Source organism: Hydrocarboniphaga sp. (assembly GCF_028291725.1).
Taxonomy (GTDB): Bacteria; Pseudomonadota; Gammaproteobacteria; order Nevskiales; family Nevskiaceae; genus Hydrocarboniphaga.
The window spans coordinates 62,274-85,929 of record NZ_JAQGNT010000040.1 but is presented as its reverse complement, the minus strand read 5'-3'; the positions used below and the strand labels follow the sequence as shown (position 1 = coordinate 85,929).

The window sequence follows — 23,656 nt, the reverse complement described above, 5'->3', positions numbered from 1 at the left end:
ACAGGCTCGACAAGCCGGATGGCGCGTGGGTTTCTTCACTGCCTACTGCAGTTCCCTTGGCGGAAGAGATTCCCAATTCGTCGGAAGCGACGAGCTTGCGCGAGGCTGGCCAACCGCACAATGCGGCGATCATAGAACCATTGGCAACCGGCGTGGCCGGGTGCCCGAGAGATTCCTCATGACGAATCAGAAGGTGCTGTTTATCACCGGCGCTGGCAGCGGGCTGGGTCAGTTGACGGCGAAACGAGCACTGGCCGGTGGCTGGGCCGTGGCCGCGATGGACATCAATGCATCGGGACTCGCCCAACTCGGCGAGTCGCCCAAGCTGCTGAAGCTCGTCGTGGACATTACCGACCCTGCGGCGGTGGAGGCCGCCGTGGATCGCTGCGAGACCGAACTCGGCCCGATCACGCGCCTGACCAATGCCGCCGCCATCATGCCGCTGGGACTGCTCAACGAGCAGCCGCGCGAACTCATCATGATGATCATGGCCATCAACTTCGGCGGCATGGTCAACATCGTCAAGATCGCGCTGCCGAGATTGATGACGCGCGGAAGTGGAGAGTTCGTGAGCTACGCGTCGATGGCCGGTCACTGGCCACTCATCTACATGGGCGCGTACAACGCCGCCAAGCACGCGGTCGCGGCCTTCACCGAAGTGCTCTACCACGAAACCCGTAACAGCGGTGTGCGCATCGTCTGCGTGTGCCCGCCGATCGTGGCCACACCGCTGCTGGAACAGGCCAAGGGCACGGTCTGGCCCAAGATCTTCAACGTGTTCCCACCGATTGCGCCGGAGGCGGTTCTCGACGAGATCGAACGCATTCTGCCCGGCAAGGCCTTATGGGTGTTTCCGGGTCCGCTGACCCGCGTCTCGTGGTGGCTGCGCCGCTGGATTCCAGGAATGCTGTGGTGGCGCGTGCACCAGATCGAAGGCATCTGACGGTACAGGCTGCTAGACGCGCTCGGCGACGAGTTTCTTGGTGATATCGCGATCGTACTTACCTGAATGACTCTCCCGCCCTAGCCTTGGCGATCGCCAGCTCCGGCGGCGCAAAGCGCGGACCATAAACTATCTCGAGTTCTCGGCTGCGATCGACGAAACGCTGCACGCCATAGGTATTCACAAACTGGATGAAACCGCCGGTCCAGATCGGAGCACCGATGCCGAGGATGGAGCCGACGTTACCATCGGCCACCGAGTGCAGCACGCCTTCCTGCAGGCACTTGATCGCCTCGATGACTTGGCGGAACAAAATACGATCTTTAACGTCCGCGTCCTGCAATTTCACGTCCGGCTTGTAGAACAGATCGAAGAGCCGGGGCCATAGGAACTTCTCGCCCTGCGCCGGATATTCATAGAACCCGCCGCCATACTGACGGCCTGGGCGCCCGTGTTCCTTGATCATCGTGTTGCCAAGCGCATCGCTCGCGCTGGCGTCATAGGTTGAACCGAATACGCCCATCGCCTTGTGCGTTTCGTTGACCTTGCGCATCAACTCCAGGCTGACCTCGTCGAAGACCGTGAGCGGACCGGCCGGCATGCCGATCTGCCGTGCCAGATTTTCAAGCGCGACGGGGCTGAGTCCTTCGAGCAAAAGGCGGCAGCTTTCGTCGAGGAAAGTCCCGATGGTGCGGGACGTGAAGAAACCCAGCGAGTCGTTGACCACGATCGCGGTCTTGCCGATCTGGCGCGCGTAATCGAAGGCCTTCGCCAGTGCGGCGTCGCCGGTGCGCTCACCGCGGATGATCTCGACCAGCGGCATCTTGTCGACCGGCGAGAAGAAGTGGATGCCGATGAAATTCTCGGGGTGCTTGGCCGCCTTGGCCAGCAAGCTGATCGGCAGCGTCGATGTATTCGAGCCAAATACGCCGCCTTCGGCTAGAAACTGCTCGGTCTGCTTTGTGACCATGGCTTTCAGATCGACGTTCTCGAACACGGCCTCGACGATCAATTCGGCCCCTTGCAGGTCGGCTGTATCGTCCGTGGGCTTGATCAGCGCAAGAACGGCGGCCTTCTTCTCTTCGGTCATGAGCCCCTTGGCGACCGCTGCGGCGAGCAGCTTCTCGGAATAGGCCTTGCCCTTCTGCGCAGCCTCCAGCGTCACGTCGCGCAGTACCACTTCGATACCCGCTATAGCCGAGGCATACGCAATGCCCTGCCCCATCATGCCGGCTCCCAGAATGCCGACCTTGCTGAGCTTGCTCTTGCCGATGTCCTTCGGGCGGCTGGCACCGCCGTTCACTTCATTCATCTGGAAGAACATCGTGCTGATGATGTTCTTGGCTTGCGGCGTCATCGCCAGATATGTAAGGCCGCGCGTCTCCACGCGCAGCGCGGACTCGAAGTCCAGCATGGTTGCTTCCGCCGCCACCGCCAGAATCCGTTCCGGCGCCGGCAGAAGACCGCGTGTCTTCTTCGCCAGGATCGCCGCAGCGGCACTTACTTTGCCGGCGACGTCCGGCATCGCCATGGTTCCACCCGGAATGCGATGACCTTTGCGATCCCAGGGCTGTTCGTATGCCGAAGCACCCGCGGCGATCTGCGCCTTGATCCAGGCTTTGGCGGTCGGCAACAGGTCTTCGACTTGCCCAACGATCTCGTCGACGAGTCCTGCCTTCAGCGCATCGGCCGGCTGGAGCCGGGTGCCTTCCAACAGCAGCAGGAGTGCTTTCTCGAGGCCCAGCATGTTGACCAGACGCACAATCCCACCGGCGCCAGGCAGCAGGCCGAGGCCGACTTCCGGCAGGCCGACGACCGCGGCAGGACTGTCGACGACGATGCGGCGATTGCAGGCCAGCGTGATCTCGAAGCCGCCGCCGAGTGCCGCACCGTTGATCGCAGCGACGACCGCCACCGGCAGCTTTTCAATGCGCCGAAGGCTGCCTTTCATTGCGTCGATCAAGGCTTGAAATTGCGCTTCGTCGCCCGCTTTCACCGCGAGCAGCTCATTGAGGTCACCGCCGGCGAAGAACGTGGTCTTTGCCGATGTGATGACCACGCCTTTGAGACCCTCTTCCTTCTCCAGGCGCGCGACGGTCTCGGCCATCGTGTCGCGGTACAAGGGGTTCATCGCGTTGACCGGCCCCGGCATGTCCATGGTCACGGTGACGATGCCGTCGGCGTCTTTGTCGTATTTGAATGCGCTCATAATTCGATGGTGCTCTTGTCTTGGATCGCGACGCCCTTGCGCGGGCTGTCGCAGAAGTGGAGGGCAGCGTCAGACGCGTTCGACGATGGTGGCGATACCCATGCCACCGCCGACGCAGAGGGCGACCAGAGCGCGCTTCAGATTGCGGCGCTCCAGTTCGTCGAGCACCGTGCCGACGAGCATTGCGCCGGTGGCGCCGATCGGATGGCCCAGCGCCATCGCGCCACCGTTGACGTTGGTGATCTCCGGCGAGATGTCGAGATCCCTCATGAAACGCAACACCACGGACGCGAACGCCTCGTTGATCTCGAAGATGTCGATGTCCCTGACCCTCATGCCGGCCTTGGCCAGCGCCTTCCTGGCCGCGGGTCCTGGACCCGTGAGCATGATCGTCGGCTCGGTCGACAGCACCGCGGTAGCGACGATGCGAGCGCGCGGCTTCAGGCCCAGCGCCTTGCCGGCTTTTTCGCTGCCGATCAGCACCGCGCTGGCGCCGTCGACGATGCCCGACGAGTTGCCGGGTGTGTGTACGTGGTTGATCCTGGCGACCTGCGGATACTTGCGCAGCGCGATGTCGTCGTAGCCCATCTTGCCCATCGCTTCGAACGACGGCTTCAGCGCGCCGAGACCTTTCATCGTGGAACTGGGCTTGATGAACTCGTCGCGATCGAGCACGACCAGTCCGTTGACGTCGCGCACCGCCACCACCGAGCGGTCGAACCAGCCGCTGTCGCGCGCCCGCGTGGCGCGGCGTTGCGATTCGAGCGCCAGCGCATCGACGTCTTCGCGCGAATAGCCGTCGATGGTTGCGAGCAGATCGGCGCCGACGCCCTGCGGCACGGACAGCAACTTGAACGCGATTTCCGGATCCTGAATCCAGGCCCCGCCGCTGGAGCCCATGGGAATGCGCGACATCGATTCGACACCTCCCGCGACGATCAGATCTTCCCAGCCGCAGGCGACACGGCTCGCAGCCTGGTTGACCGCTTCAAGACCCGAAGCGCAGAAACGGTCGAGCTGCACGCCCGGAACACTCTCGTCCCAGCCTGCGTACTGCACGATGCACTTGGCGATCGCGCCACCCTGTTCGCCTACGGGCTGCGCGCAGCCCATGATCACGTCGTCCACCAGCGAGGTGTCGAGGCGGTGCCGCGTTTGCAATTCGGTCAACAGCCCTGCCGCCATGTGCACTGGCTTGATCGAGTAGAGGGAGCCGTCCTTCTTGCCCTTGCCTCGCGGCGTGCGGATGGCGTCATAGATGTAAGCGGTTTGAGTCATGGGAACGGGGGCCCTACCGTCGGAACTGGAAAGAAAATCTCTAGGTTGCGAGCATAGGAACCGGCTGCGCGACAGGCATCGTCGGAAGCGACGATGCCCCTCGGCACCGGCGCACGAATACTCCAGCCGCTAGAGTCGAAGCCGTTCGCGACGGCCCATCGTCGAGGAGAATCAATCGTGACAACCACGGGTGCGCGGCTTCCGCCACACATCGCAAGGATCCTGGTCGATCCCGCTGCCTACGCCGATGCGCGCATTCACGAAACCTATCGCTGGCTGCGCGAGCATCAGCCGCTGGGACTGGCCGAACCGGCGGGCTACGACCCGTTCTGGGTCGTGACCCGATACGCCGATCTGCTCCATGTCAGCCGCAACAACGATCTCTTCCACAACGGCGACCGCGCGCCGGTGATCGTCGACAAGGCCAGCGACGATCTCATCCGCGCCATGACCGGTGGTAGCCCGCACTTGATCCGCACGCTGATCCATCTCGACGCTGCCGATCATTCGAAAGCTCGCACGCTGGCGCAGATGTGGTTCATGCCCGCGAATCTCAAGAAAATGGAAGACCGCATACGCGAGCTTGCAAGGGCCACGGTCGACCGGATGCTATCGCGCGACGGGCGCTGCGACTTCGTCAACGACGTGGCGCTGCACTATCCGCTGCGCGTGGTCATGAAAACTCTGGGCATGCCCGAGGCCGACGAGCTGCTGATGCTCAAGCTCACGCAGGAGATCTTCTCGCCGCTCGATCCGGATCTTGCGCCCAAGCTCGGAAATGACGGTGCCGTCGCAGTGCTGGCACAGGCTTTCCAGTCGACGGTGCAGGTCTTCGGCGAGTACTTTGGCAAGCTGTCTGCCGAACGCCGCGCGAATCCGCGGGATGACATCATCTCGCTGATCGCGAACGCCAGGATCGACGGTAAGCCGCTGCCGCCGGAAGTCGAGATGGGCTACTACATCGTCATCGCCGCGGCCGGTCACGACACCACGTCGTCGTCGACTGCCGGCGCGGTCTGGGCCTTATGCGAGCGTCCTGATCAATTTGCCAAGCTCAAGCAGAGTCCGGCGTTGATCTCGTCGATGGTGGACGAAGCGATCCGCTGGACAACGCCGGTGAAGACTTTCATGCGCACCGCGACGGCGGACACCGAAGTCGGCGGACAGCACATCGCCAAGGGTGACTGGCTGATGCTCTGCTACGCCTCAGCCAACCGCGACGAAAGCGTGTTCAAACGACCCTACGAGTTCCGCGTCGATCGCAGCGGGCCGACGCGGCACATCGCTTTCGGCTTCGGCGCGCACGTCTGCCTGGGGCAGCATCTGGCGCGCCTCGAAATGCGCCTGCTGTTCGAAGAACTGCTGACTCGCATCAAATCGATCTCTCTGGACGGTACGCCGACGATGACACAGGCTATGTTCGTCAACGGGCCGAAGACGCTGCCGGTTCGCTTCGAACTAGGCTGACGCGCAGACTGGAAGCTGGCACAGGCTGCACTTGTCCCGCGCCGATCGAACCCTTGGCGGATGAGAGCCTCCCGTCTTCCGATCTTTTGGTTATTGTCCCTTCGAACCGTGGCGCTCAGCTCTTCGCAAACTGTGCCCTGTACTCGTCGCGCAGCAACCGCTTGAGCAACTTGCCGTTCGGTTCCCGCGGCAGCTCGTCGCGGAAATCAACGGCGCGCGGGCATTTGATCGCGGAGAGCTGCTCACGGCAATAGGCGATCAGCTCCTGCGCCAGCTCGGTGCTGGGCCTGACGCCGGGTTCGAGCTGCACGATGGCGCGGACTTCCTCTCCGAGGTCACCATGCGGCGTACCGATCACGGCCACATCGAACACTTTTGGATGTGTCGACAGCACGTTCTCGGTTTCCTGCGGGTACACGTTGACGCCGCCCGAAATGATCATGTTGCTCTTGCGATCGGTCAGGAACAGGAAGCCTTCGTCGTTGAGCTTGCCGATATCACCGACCGTGGCCCAGCCTTCGGGGCTATGCGCTTCCTGCGTCTTGGCCGGATCGTTGTGATAGCTAAACGGCGGGCCGCCCGAGAAGTACACCAGGCCCTCTTCGCCCACCGGCAGTTCCTTACCATCTTCGCCCAGGATGTGCGGCACGCCCATCATCGAGCGTCCCACCGTACCGGGGTATTTGAGCCAGGACTTGCTGTCGCAAAGCGTGGTGCCGATCGTCTCGGTGCAGGAGTAGTACTCGACGAGAATCGGCCCCCACCAATCGATCATCGCCTGCTTGGTGGCGATCGGGCACGGCGCCGCAGCATGCACCGCAAACCTGTGGCTGGACAGGTCGTATTGCTGCTTCGCCGCATCCGGCAATGCCAGCAGCCGATGAAACATGGTCGGCACGGATTGACTATGGGTGACCTTGTATCGATCGATCGCCTGCAATGCGCCTTCCGCGTCGAACTTCTCCATCATCACCACCGTAGCCCCGATCGCAGTGATCGATTGCGACCATTTGAGCTGGGCGGCATGGTAGTACGGTGCGAGCTGCAGATAGACCGTGTCGGCCGTCGCACCGAAACCGCGCGTCAACAGGTCCGCGATCAGCGCCGTGCTGCCAAGGGGCTTGCCGGTCAGTGCCGGTTTGACGCCCTTGGGCCGGCCGGTGGTGCCGGACGAATACAGCATCTCGCTGCCTTCCAGCGTGCCGGTGACCGGCGAGGCGTCGAACGCTGCCAAAGCCGTAGACAAAGAATCGAGGCCGAAACCGCTGTCGAGCGTATACAGACGCGGCTTGCCCGGCAGTTCGCGCAGGGCTTCGACCAGCGCTGGCGCGGTCTTGTCGGTGAGCACCACCACCTTGGCGTCGCAGTCCTGGACGATATAGGCTGCTTCGTTCTTCGTCAGCCGAGTGCTGATGAAGGTGTAGTACAGCCCGGCATAGTGCGCGCCCCATTGCACCGCGAGGCATTCGGGACGATTCTCGACGCAATAAGCCACGTGATCGCCAGCAGCCAGGCCGATCGATTGATAAAACCGCGCGAGCCGGTTCGCATAGACGTCGAGTTCGGCGTAGGTCATTGCGGCGCCGCTCCCGGCCATGGTGACCGCAGGCTTGTCGCCATGCGACTTGGCATACATCCCAGGGTAGCGCAGAGGGGCGTCGCTCATCGGTTTCTCCTTCGGTTGGACGGCATTGTCGCAAGCGACAAGCGCCTGTGCTTATAAAACTGTTTATAAATACTTGAGAATCAGGTTCACGATCTTGCGTGTGAAGTTCGTGTAAGGCGGGAAGAATACTTTGGCCAGGAACACGCGCGTCCTGACGATGGCGCGCTCGTGCGAGAACGCGCGAATCCCCCATTCGCCGTGATAGCTGCCGATGCCGGAGTTGTTGACACCACCGAACGGCAGATTGTGATGCAGGAACTGCATCGACTGGTGATTGATGCACGTGCCGCCGGCACTGGTGTTCTCGATAATCCTGTCGGCCACGTCCGAGTTCCGACTCCAGATGTAGAGCGCCAGTGGCTTGGGCGCGTCGTTTATCGACGTGATGACTTCGTCGATCTGCGTGAACGGGATGATCGGCAGCAGCGGCCCGAAGATCTCTTCGCTCATGATTTTGGCATCGCGCGGAATCCCGGTAATCAGCGTCGGCGCGACGAAATGCTCGGCTTCGTCGACGGCGCCGCCGTACAGCACTTTCGCTCCTCGCTGCTTCGCGTCCTCCAGCAGTGCGCCGATGCGCTGCGTGTGCCGGACGTTGATCACGCGGCCCAGCGGCGCCTGCAGCGCGGCGCGGTTCTCGCCATACAGGCGATCGAGGGTCTTCTTGAAACGCGCAACCAGCCGATCCTGGACCGATGCATGCACGTAGACGTGATCCGGCGCAATGCAGGTCTGGCCGCTGTTGGCGTACTTGGCCCAGGCGATGGTATCGGCCGCATGCTCGATGTCGGCGGTGTCGTCGACGATCACGGGGCACTTGCCGCCCAGTTCCAGCGTGACGCTGCTCAAATGCTTCGACGCGGCGGCCATCACCAGTTTTCCGATGCTCGGTGCACCCGTGAAGAACAGGTGATCGAACGGCAATTTCAGCAGAGCGGCGGCGAGCGTCGCATCGCCCTCAAACACCGCCACCTCGTCCTCGGCGAAGGTCTCGCGGATGATCTTCACCAGCACGGCGGAGAAATGCGGCGCGACTTCCGAAGTCTTCACGATCACCGTATTGCCGCTGGCGATCGCCGGAACCAGCGGTCCCAAGGTCAAGGTCAGTGGGTAATTCCAGGGCGCGACGATCAGGCAGCGGCCGCGCGGCTCATAGCGCACCCACGAACTCGTGCCCAGCATCATGCTCGTCGGCATCACCCGCTTGGGCTTGAGCCAGCGCTTGAGCTTCTTGCTGACGTCCGCGATGTCCATGATCACCGGCATCAGCTCGAACATTTCGATTTCGGTCGCCGGCCGCCGGAAGTCCTGGATGCCGGCTTCCACGATCGCGTCGCGATTGGCCATGATCACCGCGCGCAGTCGCCTGAGCTTGGCCAGGCGCTCGGCAACCGTGGAGCGGCGCAGTTTCAGCGCCGTGGCCTTCTGCAGCTCGAACACGCGCGCGACTTCGGACTCCTGCGCCGGCGTCAGGCTGCCCGGCGGATGCAGCATGGGAATGGTGGCGGACATGCGAGTTCTCCAGGGGACGTACAGACTCGATTCAAACCACTCGGCTGATCGCGCATGTTCGACTGCGCGACCGCTGCCTGGATCGTCGGAAGCGACGATTCGACCCCGCGCAGCCGATTCCTAGAATGAGTTTCCGCAGTCCGCATTCCCCAGGTTACGCCGAACCCCTATGATCGAACATTATCAGCCTCACTGGATGACCGACGAACTCGAGGCGATGCGTGATCTGGCACGCCGCTTCGTAGCGGAGCAGGTCACGCCGAACCAGGAACGCTGGTACGAACAAGGCGCGACGGACCGCAAGGTCTGGACCAAGGCCGGTGAACTGGGCATATTGACCCCCGACATCAGCGAGGTGTATGGCGGCTCGGGCGGTACGTTTGCCCATGAAGCGTTGATCGCACACGAGCTCTGCATAGCCGGCGACACCAGCTGGCGTGCTGGCAAGCAAATCCACGTGATCGCCGCACACTACATCGAGCGCTACGGAACCGAAGAACAGAAGCGCCACTATCTTCCGCGGCTGGCTTCCGGCGAACTGATCGCCGGCATGGGGATGACCGAGCCCGGCGGCGGTACGGATCTTCAAAGCATGAAGACACGCGCCGAACGATACAGCGACGGTTACCGCATCCGCGGCTCCAAGACCTTCATCACGAACGGTTCCATCGGCGACGTGCTCGTGCTGGCCGCCAAGACCGATCCGAACGCGCGTGCCAAGGGCGTCTCGCTGTTTATATTCGAGACACGCACCGCCGGATTCCGTGTAGGCAAACGCTTAAAAAAGATCGGCCTGCACGGCTCGGATACCTGCGAGCTGTTTTTCGACGACTGCGAGGTGCCGGCAGACTCCTTGCTGGGCGGCATCGAAGGCCAGGGCTTTTACCAGATGATGAAGGACCTGACCTACGAACGCGCTCTCAGCGGGGTCAACAACGCTGCCGTCATCGAACATGCTTTTCGTGTAACGCGCGACTACGTAAAGGAGCGGATGGCTTTTGGTAAGCCGCTATTGGATCTGCAGCATGTGCGCATCCAGATGGCTGAGGTCAAGACCATCGCGACCATCGCGCGAGTATTCGCCGATTTCACCATCGAGCGGATGCTGGATGGCAGCATGGATACGTCGGTCGCTTCGATGAGCAAGTGGTGGCTCAGCGAACAGCAATGCGAAATCGTTCACCGCTGCCTGCAGATGTTTGGCGGGCATGGCTATATTTTGGACTATCCCATCGCACGCATGTATGTGGACGCTCGCATCGAGCCGATTTACGGCGGATCGAACGAAATCCTCAAGGAATTGATCGGACGCGCCTTGTAGAAGCTGGGGTCGCCACGCACCGCGCAAGCGCCGACCGCCTTTGAGTTCCAGCACCTTTGCCGCGTTCCACTGGATAGCCCGTGAAATGCAGTCTTCTGCTGCCGCCGCGCCGCACAGCAGGCTTTTCAAGACACCGCGACAAGTTGATCTCGTCGGATACGACGAGATCAACTGACGACTCGTTCACTAATCTATTCCAACAACGAAGGCGCCACGCCGCTTCCGAGCTGAGATGTGACCGATAAGAAAATTGAGCCGGTAATAATCTGGCGGGGGAGAGAGAAATGGATCATGCATACCGGCGGTCCGGGACCTTCATCGCAATGTACCTCAGCGCCGGACTCGCTGCTTCGCAGGATATTCAGTCAGATCCACCAGTCGACAATGCCGGTGCAGCATCGCGACCGGCAGAGCCGGCCGTCAATGAAGTTGCAACACCGCCGGCGGCCGTGACACAGGCAACCGCCAGCCCTTCGACTCCAGTTGACAGCATCCCGGTCGAGATTGCTCCGGTCGCGACCGACGAGGACCTTAGCCGCGAATCTTCGGGACCTCGCAATCGTACGATCGAAGAAGTTGTGGTCACCGCCCAGAAGCGCGAGGAGCGTTTGCAGGACGTACCCATCTCGATCGCGGCCTTCAGCTCAGAGGCTCTGGATGCGAGAGGCGTGTTCGACACCAAGGCGCTGGCCACGATCACGCCGGCGCTGTCGATCACCGAATTCGGCGGCTATTCCTTTGTATACATCCGTGGAGTCGGAACCGACGTTTTCGTACCTTCAGCCGACCCCAGTGTGACCACTTACATCGACGGAATCTATGTCCCCAGTTCGCAAGGCCTGGTCACGGACTTCGGCGGCATCGAGCGTGTGGAAGTACTGAAGGGCCCACAGGGCACGCTGTTCGGACGCAACTCCACCGGCGGCGCTATCAGCGTCGTGACCAAAAAGCCAGGCGAGACTTTCGAGGGCTCGGTTCAGGGCCAACTGGGCAATTTCAACGAGCGCCGCATTAAAGGCTTCGTCACCACTCCGATAACGGACACTATCGGCGCGAGCCTGGATCTGATCTACAAGCATATCGACAGCCCTTATTCGCATCCCGACCGGGAGCTTGCTGCAGACCGCAGCCTGGCGGGCCGTGCACGCGTTAACTGGCACCCCACCGACAACTTCGATATCGATCTCTCGTATTTCCGTTCGGACCAGAAAAGCACTGGCTCACTGATTTCAAAGAACATCAAAACCAGCATAATCGGCGGACTACTGCTCATTCCGGAGCAGCCTGACGACTATCAGCTGAGCTCGGATTATCCCTCCTACGTCAAGGGCTACTATGAGGTCGCCTCATTTGGCCTGCGGTGGTCACTGCCGTGGTTCGACGCCAAAATCTTTGGCAGCGATCAATCCAATGTGACGGACTACACTGCCTACGATTTCGATGGTTCTGCACTCCCATTGGTAGGTTTCTACGCGAAGGACCAGTTTACTGACGCGCAAACCGCTGAGGTGCAGCTGGTGTCGAGGACCGATGGCTGGGGTGGTCACGATTTCGATTGGGTTGCGGGAAGCTATTATGTTCACAGCCTGGGCGGCTACAACAACATTACGCTGCAGCTAGGAAAGGGCGTTCTGAATTACGCGGTCACCAATGCACTGCCGCTCGACCTGCCCGATAATGTCGTCGACCTTTTCACCCGGCTGGATCAATTCGATGGACCGGGCCTCACACTGCAGGGCATCATGGGCACTAAATCCATTTCTGGCTACGGACAAGGTACTTGGCATGCCACGGATTGGTTCGCGCTCACGGTTGGAGGCCGATATCAAAGCGAAGAACGCTATTTGACCGCTTCGAATACCTCCCTTTTCGACTCCGTCACCGGAAACACAATCGAGCTTCTTCCTTACGACCTCAAAAGCGACAAACGCACCAACCTGTCGACAAAGTTCAATGTCAGCGTAACGCCTCGTGACGGCGTACTGATCTATGCCTCGCGTTCCGAAGGCTTCAAAAGCGCGACCTACAACATTGCCGCGATCTATACGCCGCCGGATTTCGTCAAGCCCGAACTAGTGACTTCGTACGAGTTGGGGTTCAAGGCTGATTTCTTCGCTCGGCTGCTGCGGTTGAACGCTGCTATTTTCGACAACAGCATCAAGAACAAACAGACTTCGAATGTCGCTCTGATCTCGGGGGGAGCGGTTCGACTCGACAACGCGCAGAAAGCCAGCATTCGCGGCGCGGAGTTCGATCTGACTCTGACACCGCTACCGGATCTTGACCCGGGCCTTGCAGTGACGGCAAACGGAGCCTATCTGCACACGGTCTACGACAAATTTACGAGCGCCGATGACTTCAACCCGACAACCGGCATCTACAGCAGCAATCTCGATAACACTGGCCATGAGATCGAGCGCACACCGAAATTCTCTGGTGGTGTTGGCGTAACCCAGACAATGGAAGCTGGCCGGACCGGCGAGCTTGAGCTAGGGGCGGACGTCTATTACAACTCTGGTTTCTTCTATACCGCAACCAATGACGACAACGACAAGGAAGACGCCTACAAGCTCGTGAATGCAAGGGTCAGCTACTTGTATACGCCATGGGATCTGCGTATCACTGCCTTCGGCAAGAACCTTTTCGACGAGCGTTATCACACCGGCCTGTTTCAGACCGACTTCGGCATTCTAAGCAACCTTGCCTATCCGGTAACGTACGGATTGAGAGTCGATTGGATTTTTTGATACGGACTTGAGCCAGCGACTTATAAGCCGGAGACAAGTCCCTTCTCGTGCAATTTTCCGATAGCCGCCGAGTCGAGCCCCAGCACATCGCTCAACACTTCATCCGTATTCTCACCGAGCCGAGGCGCCACCGATGGCCTGCACCTTCCGCCTTTGGAGAAATCCAGCGGGATCGTCGGCGCGAGCAGAGAACCGACTCCATGCTGTTCGACTTTTCGGAACATCGGATTGTCTTCAGAGCATGCCGCATCACCTGAGATCAGCTCGGCGACGGTTTGATAGCGGCTCCAGCAGACGCCGTGTCGATCGAACGTCGCGGCAACAACCGTGTACGGGCGCGCCGCAATCCACGGGCTCAACAACTCGGCGATCGATTCACGGGCGCGGAAGCGGTTGCCTTCCTGTCCCAGATCCAGACCCAGCGTTTTCGCCAGCATATCGATTCCCGCCCTTGTCTCTGTGGCTTCAATCAGCGACTTCCATTGCTTGCTCGTAAGGCCCACTACCATGACGCGCTCGCCGTCTGAGCAGACGAAATCACGGCCAAAGGCACCGTACAGATAATTGCCTACGCGTTCGCGTTGGTGGCCGAGCTGAGCCTCGGCAATGAATCCGAGATTGCCCATCGCCGCTAGCGCCACGTCTTGCAGCGCGAGCTTGACGTGCTGGCCCTGGCCGCTGCATCGGCGATGACGCTCGGCTGCGAGAAGGCCAACGGCGGCCATCTGGCCGGTGATCAGGTCCCAGGCTGGCAGAACGTGGTTAACCACGCCGTTCGAATCGCCGGGCCCGGTCAGGTACGGCAAGCCCATTGCCGGATTGATCGTGTAATCAACGGCCGAACCGCCATGTCGATCTCCCTGAATCGTGAGCTGGATCAGGTCAGGGCGCTTTTGACACAGCGCTTCGTACGACAGCCACCCTCGAGGCGGAAAATTGGTCAGCAGCATGCCCGCGTTGTCGCCGGGCGCGGTGATCAGCGCCATCGCCAACTCGCGCCCCTCCGGCTTGCCGAAGTCGATGCAGACCGAGCGCTTGGCCTTGTTAAGCCCGCACCAGAACAGGCTGGTGTCGTCGTCGGTGACCGGCCAGCGCCGATAGTCGAGACCTCCACCGGGGGAATCGATGCGGATTACGTCTGCGCCCATCTGCGCCAGCGTCATGCCCCCCAGCGGAGCAGCGACGAAGGCCGAGGCCTCCACCACGCGCAGACCCGAAAGGATTCCGTTGTTCATCGGCGTCTCAGTGCTGTGTGCCGATCTTCAGCGCATCTTCGAGCAGGCTGCGCGCGATCACCTTGAGTGCAAGGGTTTCCTCAGCGCCTTCGAAGATCGACAGTACGCGCGCATCGACGAAGTAGCGGCTGACGGCGGACTCCTCGGCGTAGCCCATGCCGCCATAGATCTGCAGTGCCTCACGCGTGATCCACTCGGCCGAACGACACGCAAAGAGTTTGACCAGGCTCGCCTCCATGCGGCCGCCGCCCTGATCGAGCAGCCGCCCTACCGCATAAGCGAGCTGACGGCAGGCGACAAAGCGCGCCGCCATGCGCGCAAGCTTGGCACGCGTCAATGCATAGTTCGCCAGGGGCGCGCCGAACACTTTGCGATCGCCGGCATAGCGCAGAGCTGCGAGCAGGGCTGCACGCATGATGCCGGAGGCGCGAGCAGCCGTTTGCATACGCCCGCCCATCATGCCGGCCATCGTGAAATAGAAGCCCTTGCCGAGACCGGCTTCACCGCCGATCACATTCGCGTCCGGTACAAAGAATTGCTCGAACGAAAGATCAAAGGAATGCATGCCGCGGTAGCCGATCGTGGGGATTGCCTTGCCTACCAGTCGGCCGCCGCCATCCTGCTGGTAGGTGAAAGCATGGCCGTCATAAGAAGGCTTTTCGACCAGAAGGATCGACAGACCGCGGTAGCCCGACGAGCGATCCGGACTGGTGCGCGTCACTACCATGATGAGTCCGGCCTTGCCGGCGAAGGTGCACCAGGTCTTGGCACCATTCAGCAGCCAGCCGCCGGCAGTGCGCGTGCCCTTGAGCTGCAAACTCGCGACGTCGGAGCCGTAATCCGGCTCGGTGATGGCGATTCCGCAGAGCGGATTGCCGCACGCGATCTTCGGCAGCCAGTGCGCCTTCTGCTCGTCGGTGCCGCCGGTGATCAGCGCTCGCGACAGGATTTCCGGACGTGTGATCAGGCTGCCTGCGGCGGCCAGCGAAGCTTCGGATAGCGCTTCGGTCACGACGATCATCATCAGGTTGTCGTCGCGATCGTCAGGCGCGCTGCCGCCGAAGCGTTCCGGAATCGACAGGCCGAACACGCCCATTTCACGCAGCGGCTGCAGCAATTCTTCCGGCACGATCAGATCGTGCCGATGAATCGCTTCTGCACGCGGTGCGACGACCTCGGCAGCGATTCTGCGGAACTGCTGTTGCGCCAGCGTGAGTTCCTCGCCGAGTTCGATGTGGCCTATTTCATCGTGGCTCTCGCACAGCAGGCGGCCGGTCTCGTTGAGAGCGCGGCCGCCGAGCACGGCCCGGCGCAGCTCGAGAACGTCGGCGCTCGCCAATAGCGCCTTCAGCGGCGTCATATCGAGGTCCAGGTCCAGCGCGATCACATGCAGTCGCTCGGCGACGCTGCCGATCGCGTCCATTACACAGGTCAGTGCCAGGCGCCGATCGAGTACCAAAGGCGCCGGCGGCAGCTGCGCCAGCACCGTTTCTGCGGCCAGCAGCTCGGCGCTGGCCAGAGCCAGTTCATAGCTCGGCACCTGTTCCTGATCGAGCCGCCTTGCGTCGAGCACGCCGCCATTCGCGCAGGACTGCGCGAGCGCCGCGGCGGTATGCTCGAACGACTGTCGCAGACTGGCAAGCGCCCTGGAGGCCAGCGGAGGAAATGGGCTGAAGGAAGTCATGAGGGGATGGCGGCCAACATCATTGTGATTCCGTGCCGGCACGGCGCAGTACTTCGTGCGCGCGGGCCGCGACGGGCGGGTCGATCATGCGGTTCATGTATGAAACAGCCGCCTTGCCGTCACGCAGGCCCGCTTCCAGCGCGGCGATCACGCCGCGCGCATCTTCAATCTCGGCAGGAGAGGGCGAGAATTCTTCATTCAACACCGCGATCTGCGTAGGGTGAATGCAAAACGCGCCGACGGAGCCAATACGCCGCGCGAGTCGTATGTGGCCACGGAACTGGCCGAGATCGGCATAGCCGGCAATCGAGGCCGGAAAGCCGAACGGCAAGATACCGGCGCGGCGGCAGGCGAAAACGATCTGCTGGTTCGGTGCGAACAATGCTTCTGGACAAGCTTCCATGCCGGCTGAAACGGAGAAGTCTTCGGAACCCAGAATCATTCCGAGCAGGCGCGGCGAACTCGTTGCGATCTGGTCGAGATGCGGCAAAGCTGCGACGTCCTCGATCTGCGCGATCAGCCGGATGCGGCCGGGGACGAGACCTCGCGAGGCTTCCAGCGCATCGAGCTGCGCGGCGACGGCAGCGACTTCCATCGCGCCGTTGATTTTGGGCAATACCAGCGCGGCGACGCTACTTAGGCAGGCGGCCTGTATGTCCGCTGCGGCGAGTTCCGCCCCGGCGTTGATGCGCACCAAGGCCGCAGCGCCGTTCTGAATGAGCTGCTGCGCTCCCTGGCCGATGAGCGCCCGCGCCCGCGCCTTTTCGGCGGCGGGCACGCTGTCTTCGAGATCGAGGATATAGGCATCTGCCCCGCGCGTATGCGCACGCTCGACGAACTTCTCGACATGAGCCGGCAGGAACAGCATCGATCGCCAAACGCGCGCGACGATGGTCATGTCTTCGCTCCGAGCACGAGGCTCGCGCTCATACCGATACAGTGCTCGTCATCGGCGCTCCACAGTTTCACAGTGTCGCCGTCACGCTGTCCGCACAATTGGACGGATCCAAGATCGAACGTCGGGCGCACGGCGCGGAAACGGAACTGCGCGATCGGCAAGCCGGGCTGCTCGCGCAGTACGAGATCGAGCAGCAATGTCACCAGCAGAGGGCCGTGCACGACGAGCGCCGGATAGAACTCCTCATGCATTGCATAATCGCGATCGTAGTGAATCCGATGCGCGTTGTAGGTCAGTGCCGAATATCGGAACAGCAGCACCGGGTCCGGCTTCAGCCTGCGCGACCAGTCGGCCTTGGCCGGAGCGGACTCGCCCGCCGGCATCGACACCGGACCCGCCGGCATATCGCGATAAACCAGGTTCTGTTCTTCGTGAACGCAGAGCCGGCCCTGCTGCACGATCTGGTGATCGAGATTGACGAAGACCAGCACGCCGGTCTTGCCCTGCTTGTACTCCACGGAACGGATGGTCGAGATTTTTTCCGCCGCCACGCCGAGTCTGAGAGCGTGCGCGATATTCAGTACGCCGGCCGCCCACATGCGCCGCGGCAAAGGCACCGGCGGCAGGAAACCGCCTTTGTGCGGATGGCCGTCGATGCCGACAGCCGACGCCCGCGCGGGATCGAGAAAATAGATCCAGTGCCAGCATGGCGGCAGCGCATCGCCGACTTCAGGCAGGTTCTCGTGATCGAGCGCGCCGGCCAAGGCGCGCGCCGGAAACGGCGTGAGCGGATCGGTTATCCGCAGCTCGCGGCCGACCCAGCTGCGCAGGTGATCGAGGTCGATGGCGCTCATCTCAGCGCTGCGCCTCCGGCGTCAGCAGCGACAGGCCCAGGCGGACGCGGCGCGTCAGCCAGGGGCTGGGGCGGTAGCGTGGATCGCCGGTCACTGCCTGCATGTTCTGCAGGATCGTCAGCACGCGCGCGCCACCGATCCTGTCGCCCCAGCTCAGCGGCCCTTGCGGATAGCCCAGGCCGAGTCTCACGGCATCTTCGATGTCGGCGATGCTGGCGATGCCGCGCTGCGCGATATCGGCCGCGATGTTGACGATGGTCGCAAGAATGCGTTGTACCACGAAGCCGCAGCTGTCGTTGATCAGCGTGAGCCGGGCGCCGCCCGTGCCGAACAGAGCCAGTGCGGCGTCGCGGGCGCCGGGTGTGGTTACTGCGCTGAGCATCAGCGTGCGGCGCTTGTCGAGGCCGGGTAGCGGATCGAGCGCCACCAGCTTGCTGGCATCCAGGCCCTTGTCGACGGCGTAGCCGCTCGCATCCCAGCCCCAGAACTGCACCACCAGCAGGTCGGCCTCCGCAGATGAGCCGACCCGTTCCACGCCGGCCGCGGAAGCCAGCGCAGCGATGGATTCGCGATCGTCGGCCGAATCGTCGATCCACAGCTTGAGACCGGCCGGCAACAGCGGCGCGGCGCAGGCCTCGTCCGGCGCGATCTTTTTGGAAAGCGCGTCGTAGGCATACCAGCCTTCGCCGGTCTTGCGGCCGAACAGGCCCGCGGCGATGCGCGGCCGGACCAACGACGAGGGCCGGAAACGCGGCTCATGCTGGAACTGCTGGTAGATCGACTCCATCACCTTGCCGGACACATCCAGGCCGGTCAGATCGAGCAACTCGAAAGGCCCCATGCGAAAGCCCGCCGCTTCGCGCATCAGCGTGTCGACGTCGGCCGGCGCCGCCACTCGTTCTTCGAGTACGCGCAGACCCTCGGTATAAAGCCCGCGGCCCGCGTGGTTTACCAGGAAGCCGGGCTGGTCTGCGGTGATCACCGCACGGTGGCCGGTCCCGGCGACCAGCCCGCGGAGCGACTCGACCGTGGCTGCACTGGTGCGAACCGCGGCGATGATTTCCACCACTTTCATCAGCGGCACGGGATTGAAGAAATGCAGGCCGGCGATGCGGCCCGGCTGCCGGCACTTGGCGGCGATCTCCGCGACCACCAGCGACGAGGTGTTGCTGACGATGATGGCCTGCTCCGAGACCACGTCTTCGATCGCCGCAAACACTTTCTGCTTGACGCCGATGTCTTCCACGATGGCTTCGATCACGATGTCGCAGCCGGCAAGATCGCTCAGGGCCACGGCAGGCTTGACGCGCGCGATCAGCGCCTCGCCCTGATCACGCGTGTAGCGACCCTTGTCGACGGCGCGGCCGATCATCCCGGCGACGAACAGACCTGCCTTTTCGGCCGCGTTCTCGGCAGCGTCGAACACGCGTACTTCATGACCGGCCTCGGCGAACAACTGCAGGATGCCGCGACCCATTGCGCCACCGCCGACGACACCGACGATTTTCTTGTTTTCGTAAGGCATGCCTTGCTGTCTCTATTTGCCGGAAAAGCGGGGCTTTCGCTTGTCGATAAATGCGCGCATTCCCTCGGTCTTGTCCTGCGTATCGAACAGCAGCAGGAACTCGCGGTTCTCCAGAGACAGCGCTGCATCGAGCGGCAGATCGGCGCCCTGCGCGAGCACCCGCTTGATCGCGCGCAGCGCACGCGGAGGCATTGCGGCCGCAGCCTGTGCCAGCTCACGCGCACGCCGCAGGGCCTCGCCTTCCGCGACCAGCTCGCTGATCAGTCCGAGCTGAGCGGCGCGATCGGCGGCGATCATCTCGCCGGTCATCAGCATCAGGCTCGCGATCGGCTTGCCGACCGCGCGCACCAGCCGCTGCGTTCCGCCGGCTCCGGGCATGATGCCGACCTTCGCTTCGGGCTGGCCGAAGCGCGCACTCGGATCGCCGACGACGATGTCGCACATCATCGCCAGCTCGCAGCCCGCGCCGAGCGCAAAGCCGCTGACCGCCGCGATCACCGGTTTTGTGCACGCCAGCAGCGGTGCCCAGTACTGCCCGAGATCGAGGTCGACCATGTCCTGCGCGCCCTTGTCGGCGAGCAGCTTGAGGTCGGCACCGGCCGCGAACACGCCGCCGCTGCCTGTGATAACGAGCGCGCGGATGCCGGGGTCCTGGTCGAGTTCGTGCACGGCGGCGGCCAGGCCGGCGCGCATCGACAGATCCATGGCGTTGCGCCTTTCGGGGCGATCGAGAACGACGATGCCGACCGCACCGTCGCGTTCGATGCGCACCGCTGGTTTCCGGGCCTCGCTCACGCCCTGCCCGCCCTGCGCACGAAATCGGCTGTGCGCTTCTCGGTGAACGCCGCATAGCCTTCGCGGAAATCCTCGCCGAGCAGCAGGCTGGCCTGATCGTCCTCTTCGCGCTGCAGCTCTTCGTCGAACGTCGCGGAAGGCGCGTTGAGCCGCTGCTTCATGCGCGCAAATGCGGCCTGAGGCAGCGCCGCCAGTTCGCTCGCCCGGCGCACCGCGGTATCCATCACCTGGACATCGACGACGAGTTCGTCGGCCAGGCCCAGCCGCTGCGACTCGGCGCCCGACACGCTCTGGCCCAAGGTCATCAGGCGACGCGCGGCCGGCAGGCCAACGCGGCGCGGCAGGGTCTGCAGGCTGCCCCAGTCCGGCACTAGGCCGAGCTTCATGAACGGGAACAGGATCTTCGTGCCATCGCCGACGACGATGTAGTCGCCCAGCAGCGCAAGGCCAATGCAGGCGCCGGCGCTGACCCCTTCCATCGCCGTGACAACCGGAATGCCGGCATCACCGACCAGGCGGCACAGACCGGCGACATGGCGCATGCGCTCGCGCGCCTGGGCTGCCGACAATCCCACCATGCTGGGCACATCACCACCAGCCGAGAAATTGCCGCCCACACCGCCGAGCACCAGCGCGCGCGTCTCGCCGTCGGCAAGCTGCCGCGTCAACGCCTCGATCAGCTGCTGGCGCACGTCGTAGTCGATGGCGTTGCGCTTGTCGGGCCGGTTGATCAGCAGGCGCACGACCTGCGGTGCCGGCCGATCGACGAGGATCTTGTCGGTAGAGGTCACGCTCAGCCTTCCAGCCGGCCGACGATCGCGATCGAGCACACATTCTGCGGCGGCTGCCCGCCGAGATTGTGGGTGAGGCCGATGCGCGGATCCTTCAACTGGCGTGGCCCGGCGCGACCCTGCAACTGCAGGTACATTTCGTAGAGCATGCGGATGCCGCTCGCGCCCACCGGATGACCGAAGCACTTGAGGCCGCCATCGATCTGGCAGGGAATCTTGCCTTCGGCGTCGAAGAAGCCGTCCATGACGTCCTTGACCGCGCCGCCTTCGGGCGACAGATACAAGTCTTCCATCGTCACCAATTCGGTCACGGAGAAGCAGTCATGAACTTCGAGCATGCTGACTTGTTCGCGCGGCCTGGTGATGCCGGCCTCCGCATACGCTTTCCTGGCAGCGATGCGCGCGGTATGGAAATAGCTGCCATCCCATTCGTTGGAATGCATTTCCCAGCCGTTCGAGGTCGCCACCTGCAAGGCCTTGAACGACACGAGGTCGCGCTTGCCGAGGCTGCGCGCGATATCGGGCCGCGTCACGATGATCGCGGCGGAGCCGTCTGAAACGCCGCAGCAATCGAACAGGCCCAGCGGCTCTGCGATGATCGGAGCGTCGAGTACCTGCTCCTCAGTCACCGCCTTCTGCAGATGTGCCTTGGGATTCTTGCTGCCATTTGCGTGGCTCTTTACCGATACATGCGCGATGGCTCGCTTGAGCAGCGCGGCATCGACGCCGTGCTTGTGGCGATAGGCCGTCGCCAGCTGCGCAAAGTTCGCGGGAGCCACGGCGGCGGGATACCACTGGGGAATATAGGTGCCGACCGTGGCGACCGGCAAACCGCCGTAGCCGGTGTCCTTGAGCTTCTCCACGCCGAGCGCGATGGCGATGTCGCAGGCGCCGGATGCGACGGCGTAGACCGCCGCGCGCGCCGCCTCCGTGCCACCGGCACAGAAGTTCTCGACGCGCGTGACACCGATGTTGGGCAGGCGCAGCGCAATGCCCATGGGCAGGCCGCCTCGGCCGGTGCCGACATCGCTCATGTGCGTGGAGAACCAGGCGGCATCGAGCTGCTCGGGTGCGATGCCGGCGTCGGCCATGGCCTCGCTGTAGGCCTCGATCATGAGGTCTTCGGGACTCGCGTCCCAGCGCTCACCGAAGCGGCTGCAGCCCATGCCTAGAATGACGACCTTGTCTTTGATGCCGATGGGCATGACTTACTCCGAAACTTGGGCGGTGGCATCGCGCAATGGCGTCGCCTTCCAGAAATAGCGCACGAATCCGCGCTTGTCGTCGACATCCTTGACGCGAAAGACCATCTCCACGCGCGTGCTGGTATCCACATCACCTTTGGCGATGTCGGTGAATTCCATGAGGATGCGGCCGCCGCCGTCGAAGTCGATCTGGCCGTAGAAATGCGGTGGCGAGGGGTAGTACGACAGATACTCCGCCGACCAGCTCAGTACCGTCGCCTGGCGCTCGGCGAGCTTATAGGGCTTCTGCGTATCGAGTGCCGGCGCGCCCTGCGTATATGACAAACGCGATGGTGGGTAGTGCACTTCTCCGGTCTTTTCACAACGGCCCCCGACGAGTCCGAGAATCGCGCTCCTGTGCCGATACAGCGTGGTCAGCGCGGTCTTCTTGTCCTGCTCGCCGCGCATGCCGCGCTCGAGTTCGAGCTGGCTCTTGAACGCGAGGAACTTGGTGTAGCTGGTTTCCTCGACGCCGCGCGCCAACCACTTCGACGCGCCGGTCCTGGGCTGGAAATTCCTGATCGCATCGGTGACGCGGAACACCAGCGCCTGCGCCCCGCTGCCGAACTGGCTCACGACGATCAGCTGGCCCGGCTGCGCCGTCTCCAGCAAGTGCGCCAGCATCAGCAGCGCATGCGGCGTTCCGGTGTCGCCGACCCCGGCCGCGAGGTTGTCGACGACGGCCGCGGGCTTGATACCGCAAGTCTTGGCGAGTTGCGCGTCGATCTTGCTCAGCGTGCTCGGGAAGATGAAATGGTCGACCGATTCAGCGGTGACGCCGGCGTTCTTCAGCGCGGTCTTGATCGCCTTGGGCAGCAACTTGCCGATGCCTTCGTCGCGAATCCAGCGTTCTTCCCAGAAATAATCGATGTCCTCACCGGCGAGACGGAAATGATCGACGAAATCAACCGAAACCGTGCCGCCGCCCAGGTACTCGGCGATCACGTTCCGGGTGCCGACCAGCATCGCGGCAGCGCCATCCCCGTAATCGATTTCCTGCGCGCTTGCGGCGCGCGTCTTGCGGTTGTCGGCGGCCAGCAGCAGTACGTCGCCCTTGATCGTCTGCGCCTTGGACAAGGCTTCGCCCAGCCCCGACATAGCGGCGCGCAGCGAGCCGCCGATATCCAGCGCCTCGACCGTATCACCCAGCGTGAGCGCCTCGCTGACGATGCCGGCGTTGAGGCGTTCGGCAAAGGGCAGTGTGCTCGATGCCAGATACAAGCTATGCACGCGACTGCGGTCTTCGCCGGAGCCGAGACAATCACGCGCCGCGGCAACCGCCATGGTGATGCTGTCCTCGTCCCAGTTCGCCATGGCGCGCGTGCCCTTGGCTTTGCCGCCCAAGTGCGGCGCGAACCAGGCGTTCGCCTGCGTAACCGCTTTTCGATTCAAGCGCAGGCGCGGGATGTAGGCGCCATATCCAACGATACCCAACATGATGTTTGTTCCTTGCCGATTACATGAACTTGCGGCGAACTCCGAGAGGC

Annotated in this window: 17 protein-coding genes; 4 read left to right on the top strand and 13 right to left on the bottom strand. The window is 62.7% G+C overall.

Going from position 1 to position 23,656, the window contains the following annotated elements; all coding sequences use genetic code 11:
- Positions 1-178 precede the first annotated feature (178 nt).
- Positions 179-943, top strand: a complete 765-nt coding sequence (locus JWQ90_RS10885; RefSeq protein WP_299693441.1) for an SDR family NAD(P)-dependent oxidoreductase — start codon at positions 179-181, stop codon at positions 941-943.
- 58 nt (positions 944-1,001) lie between these two features.
- Here JWQ90_RS10885 and JWQ90_RS10880 read toward each other — a convergent pair whose 3' ends face one another.
- Both JWQ90_RS10880 and JWQ90_RS10875 read right to left on the bottom strand, forming a co-directional pair.
- Positions 1,002-3,152, bottom strand: coding sequence for a 3-hydroxyacyl-CoA dehydrogenase NAD-binding domain-containing protein (locus JWQ90_RS10880; protein ID WP_299693437.1), 2,151 nt, complete (start codon positions 3,150-3,152; stop codon positions 1,002-1,004).
- A 69-nt stretch (positions 3,153-3,221) separates the two neighbouring features.
- Complete coding sequence (locus tag JWQ90_RS10875; RefSeq protein WP_299693434.1) at positions 3,222-4,430, bottom strand: acetyl-CoA C-acetyltransferase; 1,209 nt, start codon at positions 4,428-4,430, stop codon at positions 3,222-3,224.
- A gap of 177 nt (positions 4,431-4,607) precedes the next feature.
- Here JWQ90_RS10875 and JWQ90_RS10870 point away from each other — a divergent pair, with 177 nt between their 5' ends.
- A complete protein-coding gene (locus tag JWQ90_RS10870; protein ID WP_299693431.1) occupies positions 4,608-5,897 on the top strand; it encodes a cytochrome P450 in 1,290 nt (429 codons plus the stop codon).
- A 115-nt stretch (positions 5,898-6,012) separates the two neighbouring features.
- Here JWQ90_RS10870 and JWQ90_RS10865 read toward each other — a convergent pair whose 3' ends face one another.
- Both JWQ90_RS10865 and JWQ90_RS10860 read right to left on the bottom strand, forming a co-directional pair.
- The gene (locus JWQ90_RS10865) at positions 6,013-7,563 is read right to left on the bottom strand and encodes an acyl-CoA synthetase (protein WP_299693428.1); all 1,551 of its coding nucleotides are present in this window, start codon (positions 7,561-7,563) and stop codon (positions 6,013-6,015) included.
- A 63-nt stretch (positions 7,564-7,626) separates the two neighbouring features.
- A complete protein-coding gene (locus tag JWQ90_RS10860; protein ID WP_299693426.1) occupies positions 7,627-9,075 on the bottom strand; it encodes an aldehyde dehydrogenase family protein in 1,449 nt (482 codons plus the stop codon).
- A 169-nt stretch (positions 9,076-9,244) separates the two neighbouring features.
- On the opposite strand from JWQ90_RS10860, the gene JWQ90_RS10855 reads away from it, so the two are divergent.
- Both JWQ90_RS10855 and JWQ90_RS10850 read left to right on the top strand, forming a co-directional pair.
- Complete coding sequence (locus JWQ90_RS10855; RefSeq protein ID WP_299693424.1) at positions 9,245-10,396, top strand: acyl-CoA dehydrogenase family protein; 1,152 nt, start codon at positions 9,245-9,247, stop codon at positions 10,394-10,396.
- 284 nt (positions 10,397-10,680) lie between these two features.
- Entirely contained in the window at positions 10,681-13,143 is a 2,463-nt protein-coding gene (locus JWQ90_RS10850; protein WP_299693422.1) for a TonB-dependent receptor, read from the top strand.
- Positions 13,144-13,163: 20 nt separating this feature from the next.
- Here the strand turns inward: JWQ90_RS10850 and JWQ90_RS10845 are convergent, their stop codons facing one another.
- The 9 genes from JWQ90_RS10845 to JWQ90_RS10805 are packed head-to-tail and all read right to left on the bottom strand — an operon-like array spanning position 13,164 to position 23,606.
- The gene (locus JWQ90_RS10845) at positions 13,164-14,378 is read right to left on the bottom strand and encodes a CoA transferase (protein ID WP_299693419.1); all 1,215 of its coding nucleotides are present in this window, start codon (positions 14,376-14,378) and stop codon (positions 13,164-13,166) included.
- 7 nt (positions 14,379-14,385) lie between these two features.
- Entirely contained in the window at positions 14,386-16,062 is a 1,677-nt protein-coding gene (locus JWQ90_RS10840) for an acyl-CoA dehydrogenase family protein (RefSeq protein ID WP_299693416.1), read from the bottom strand.
- A gap of 19 nt (positions 16,063-16,081) precedes the next feature.
- Positions 16,082-16,960 (bottom strand): CoA ester lyase, encoded by an 879-nt coding sequence (locus JWQ90_RS10835; protein ID WP_299693413.1) that lies wholly within the window; start codon positions 16,958-16,960, stop codon positions 16,082-16,084.
- Positions 16,957-17,814 (bottom strand): hypothetical protein, encoded by an 858-nt coding sequence (locus JWQ90_RS10830; protein WP_299693410.1) that lies wholly within the window; start codon positions 17,812-17,814, stop codon positions 16,957-16,959. The genes JWQ90_RS10835 and JWQ90_RS10830 overlap by 4 nt, the downstream gene beginning before the upstream one ends.
- Before the next feature lies 1 nt (position 17,815).
- Positions 17,816-19,339, bottom strand: coding sequence for a 3-hydroxyacyl-CoA dehydrogenase (locus JWQ90_RS10825; protein WP_299693407.1), 1,524 nt, complete (start codon positions 19,337-19,339; stop codon positions 17,816-17,818).
- A 12-nt stretch (positions 19,340-19,351) separates the two neighbouring features.
- A complete protein-coding gene (locus tag JWQ90_RS10820; RefSeq protein ID WP_299693404.1) occupies positions 19,352-20,110 on the bottom strand; it encodes an enoyl-CoA hydratase-related protein in 759 nt (252 codons plus the stop codon).
- A gap of 20 nt (positions 20,111-20,130) precedes the next feature.
- Complete coding sequence (locus tag JWQ90_RS10815; RefSeq protein ID WP_299693401.1) at positions 20,131-20,925, bottom strand: enoyl-CoA hydratase/isomerase family protein; 795 nt, start codon at positions 20,923-20,925, stop codon at positions 20,131-20,133.
- A 2-nt stretch (positions 20,926-20,927) separates the two neighbouring features.
- Complete coding sequence (locus tag JWQ90_RS10810) at positions 20,928-22,130, bottom strand: acetyl-CoA acetyltransferase (RefSeq protein WP_299693398.1); 1,203 nt, start codon at positions 22,128-22,130, stop codon at positions 20,928-20,930.
- Positions 22,131-22,133: 3 nt separating this feature from the next.
- Positions 22,134-23,606, bottom strand: coding sequence for a 3-oxoacyl-[acyl-carrier-protein] synthase III C-terminal domain-containing protein (locus tag JWQ90_RS10805; protein WP_299693395.1), 1,473 nt, complete (start codon positions 23,604-23,606; stop codon positions 22,134-22,136).
- Positions 23,607-23,656: the final 50 nt, after the last annotated feature.

Bases quoted from the DNA above. Each gene is read 5' to 3' on its own strand.
- JWQ90_RS10860 (WP_299693426.1), bottom strand. From the start codon at position 9,075: ATGTCCGCCACCATTCCCATGCTGCATCCGCCGGGCAGCCTGACGCCG.
- JWQ90_RS10845 (WP_299693419.1), bottom strand. From the start codon at position 14,378: ATGAACAACGGAATCCTTTCGGGTCTGCGCGTGGTGGAGGCCTCGGCC.
- JWQ90_RS10835 (WP_299693413.1), bottom strand. From the start codon at position 16,960: ATGACCATCGTCGCGCGCGTTTGGCGATCGATGCTGTTCCTGCCGGCT.
- JWQ90_RS10830 (WP_299693410.1), bottom strand. From the start codon at position 17,814: ATGAGCGCCATCGACCTCGATCACCTGCGCAGCTGGGTCGGCCGCGAG.
- JWQ90_RS10810 (WP_299693398.1), bottom strand. From the start codon at position 22,130: ATGCCCATCGGCATCAAAGACAAGGTCGTCATTCTAGGCATGGGCTGC.
- JWQ90_RS10840 (WP_299693416.1), bottom strand. From the start codon at position 16,062: ATGACTTCCTTCAGCCCATTTCCTCCGCTGGCCTCCAGGGCGCTTGCC.
- JWQ90_RS10880 (WP_299693437.1), bottom strand. From the start codon at position 3,152: ATGAGCGCATTCAAATACGACAAAGACGCCGACGGCATCGTCACCGTG.
- JWQ90_RS10850 (WP_299693422.1), top strand. From the start codon at position 10,681: ATGGATCATGCATACCGGCGGTCCGGGACCTTCATCGCAATGTACCTC.
- JWQ90_RS10855 (WP_299693424.1), top strand. From the start codon at position 9,245: ATGATCGAACATTATCAGCCTCACTGGATGACCGACGAACTCGAGGCG.
- JWQ90_RS10865 (WP_299693428.1), bottom strand. From the start codon at position 7,563: ATGAGCGACGCCCCTCTGCGCTACCCTGGGATGTATGCCAAGTCGCAT.
- JWQ90_RS10805 (WP_299693395.1), bottom strand. From the start codon at position 23,606: ATGTTGGGTATCGTTGGATATGGCGCCTACATCCCGCGCCTGCGCTTG.
- JWQ90_RS10825 (WP_299693407.1), bottom strand. From the start codon at position 19,339: ATGCCTTACGAAAACAAGAAAATCGTCGGTGTCGTCGGCGGTGGCGCA.
- JWQ90_RS10875 (WP_299693434.1), bottom strand. From the start codon at position 4,430: ATGACTCAAACCGCTTACATCTATGACGCCATCCGCACGCCGCGAGGC.
- JWQ90_RS10885 (WP_299693441.1), top strand. From the start codon at position 179: ATGACGAATCAGAAGGTGCTGTTTATCACCGGCGCTGGCAGCGGGCTG.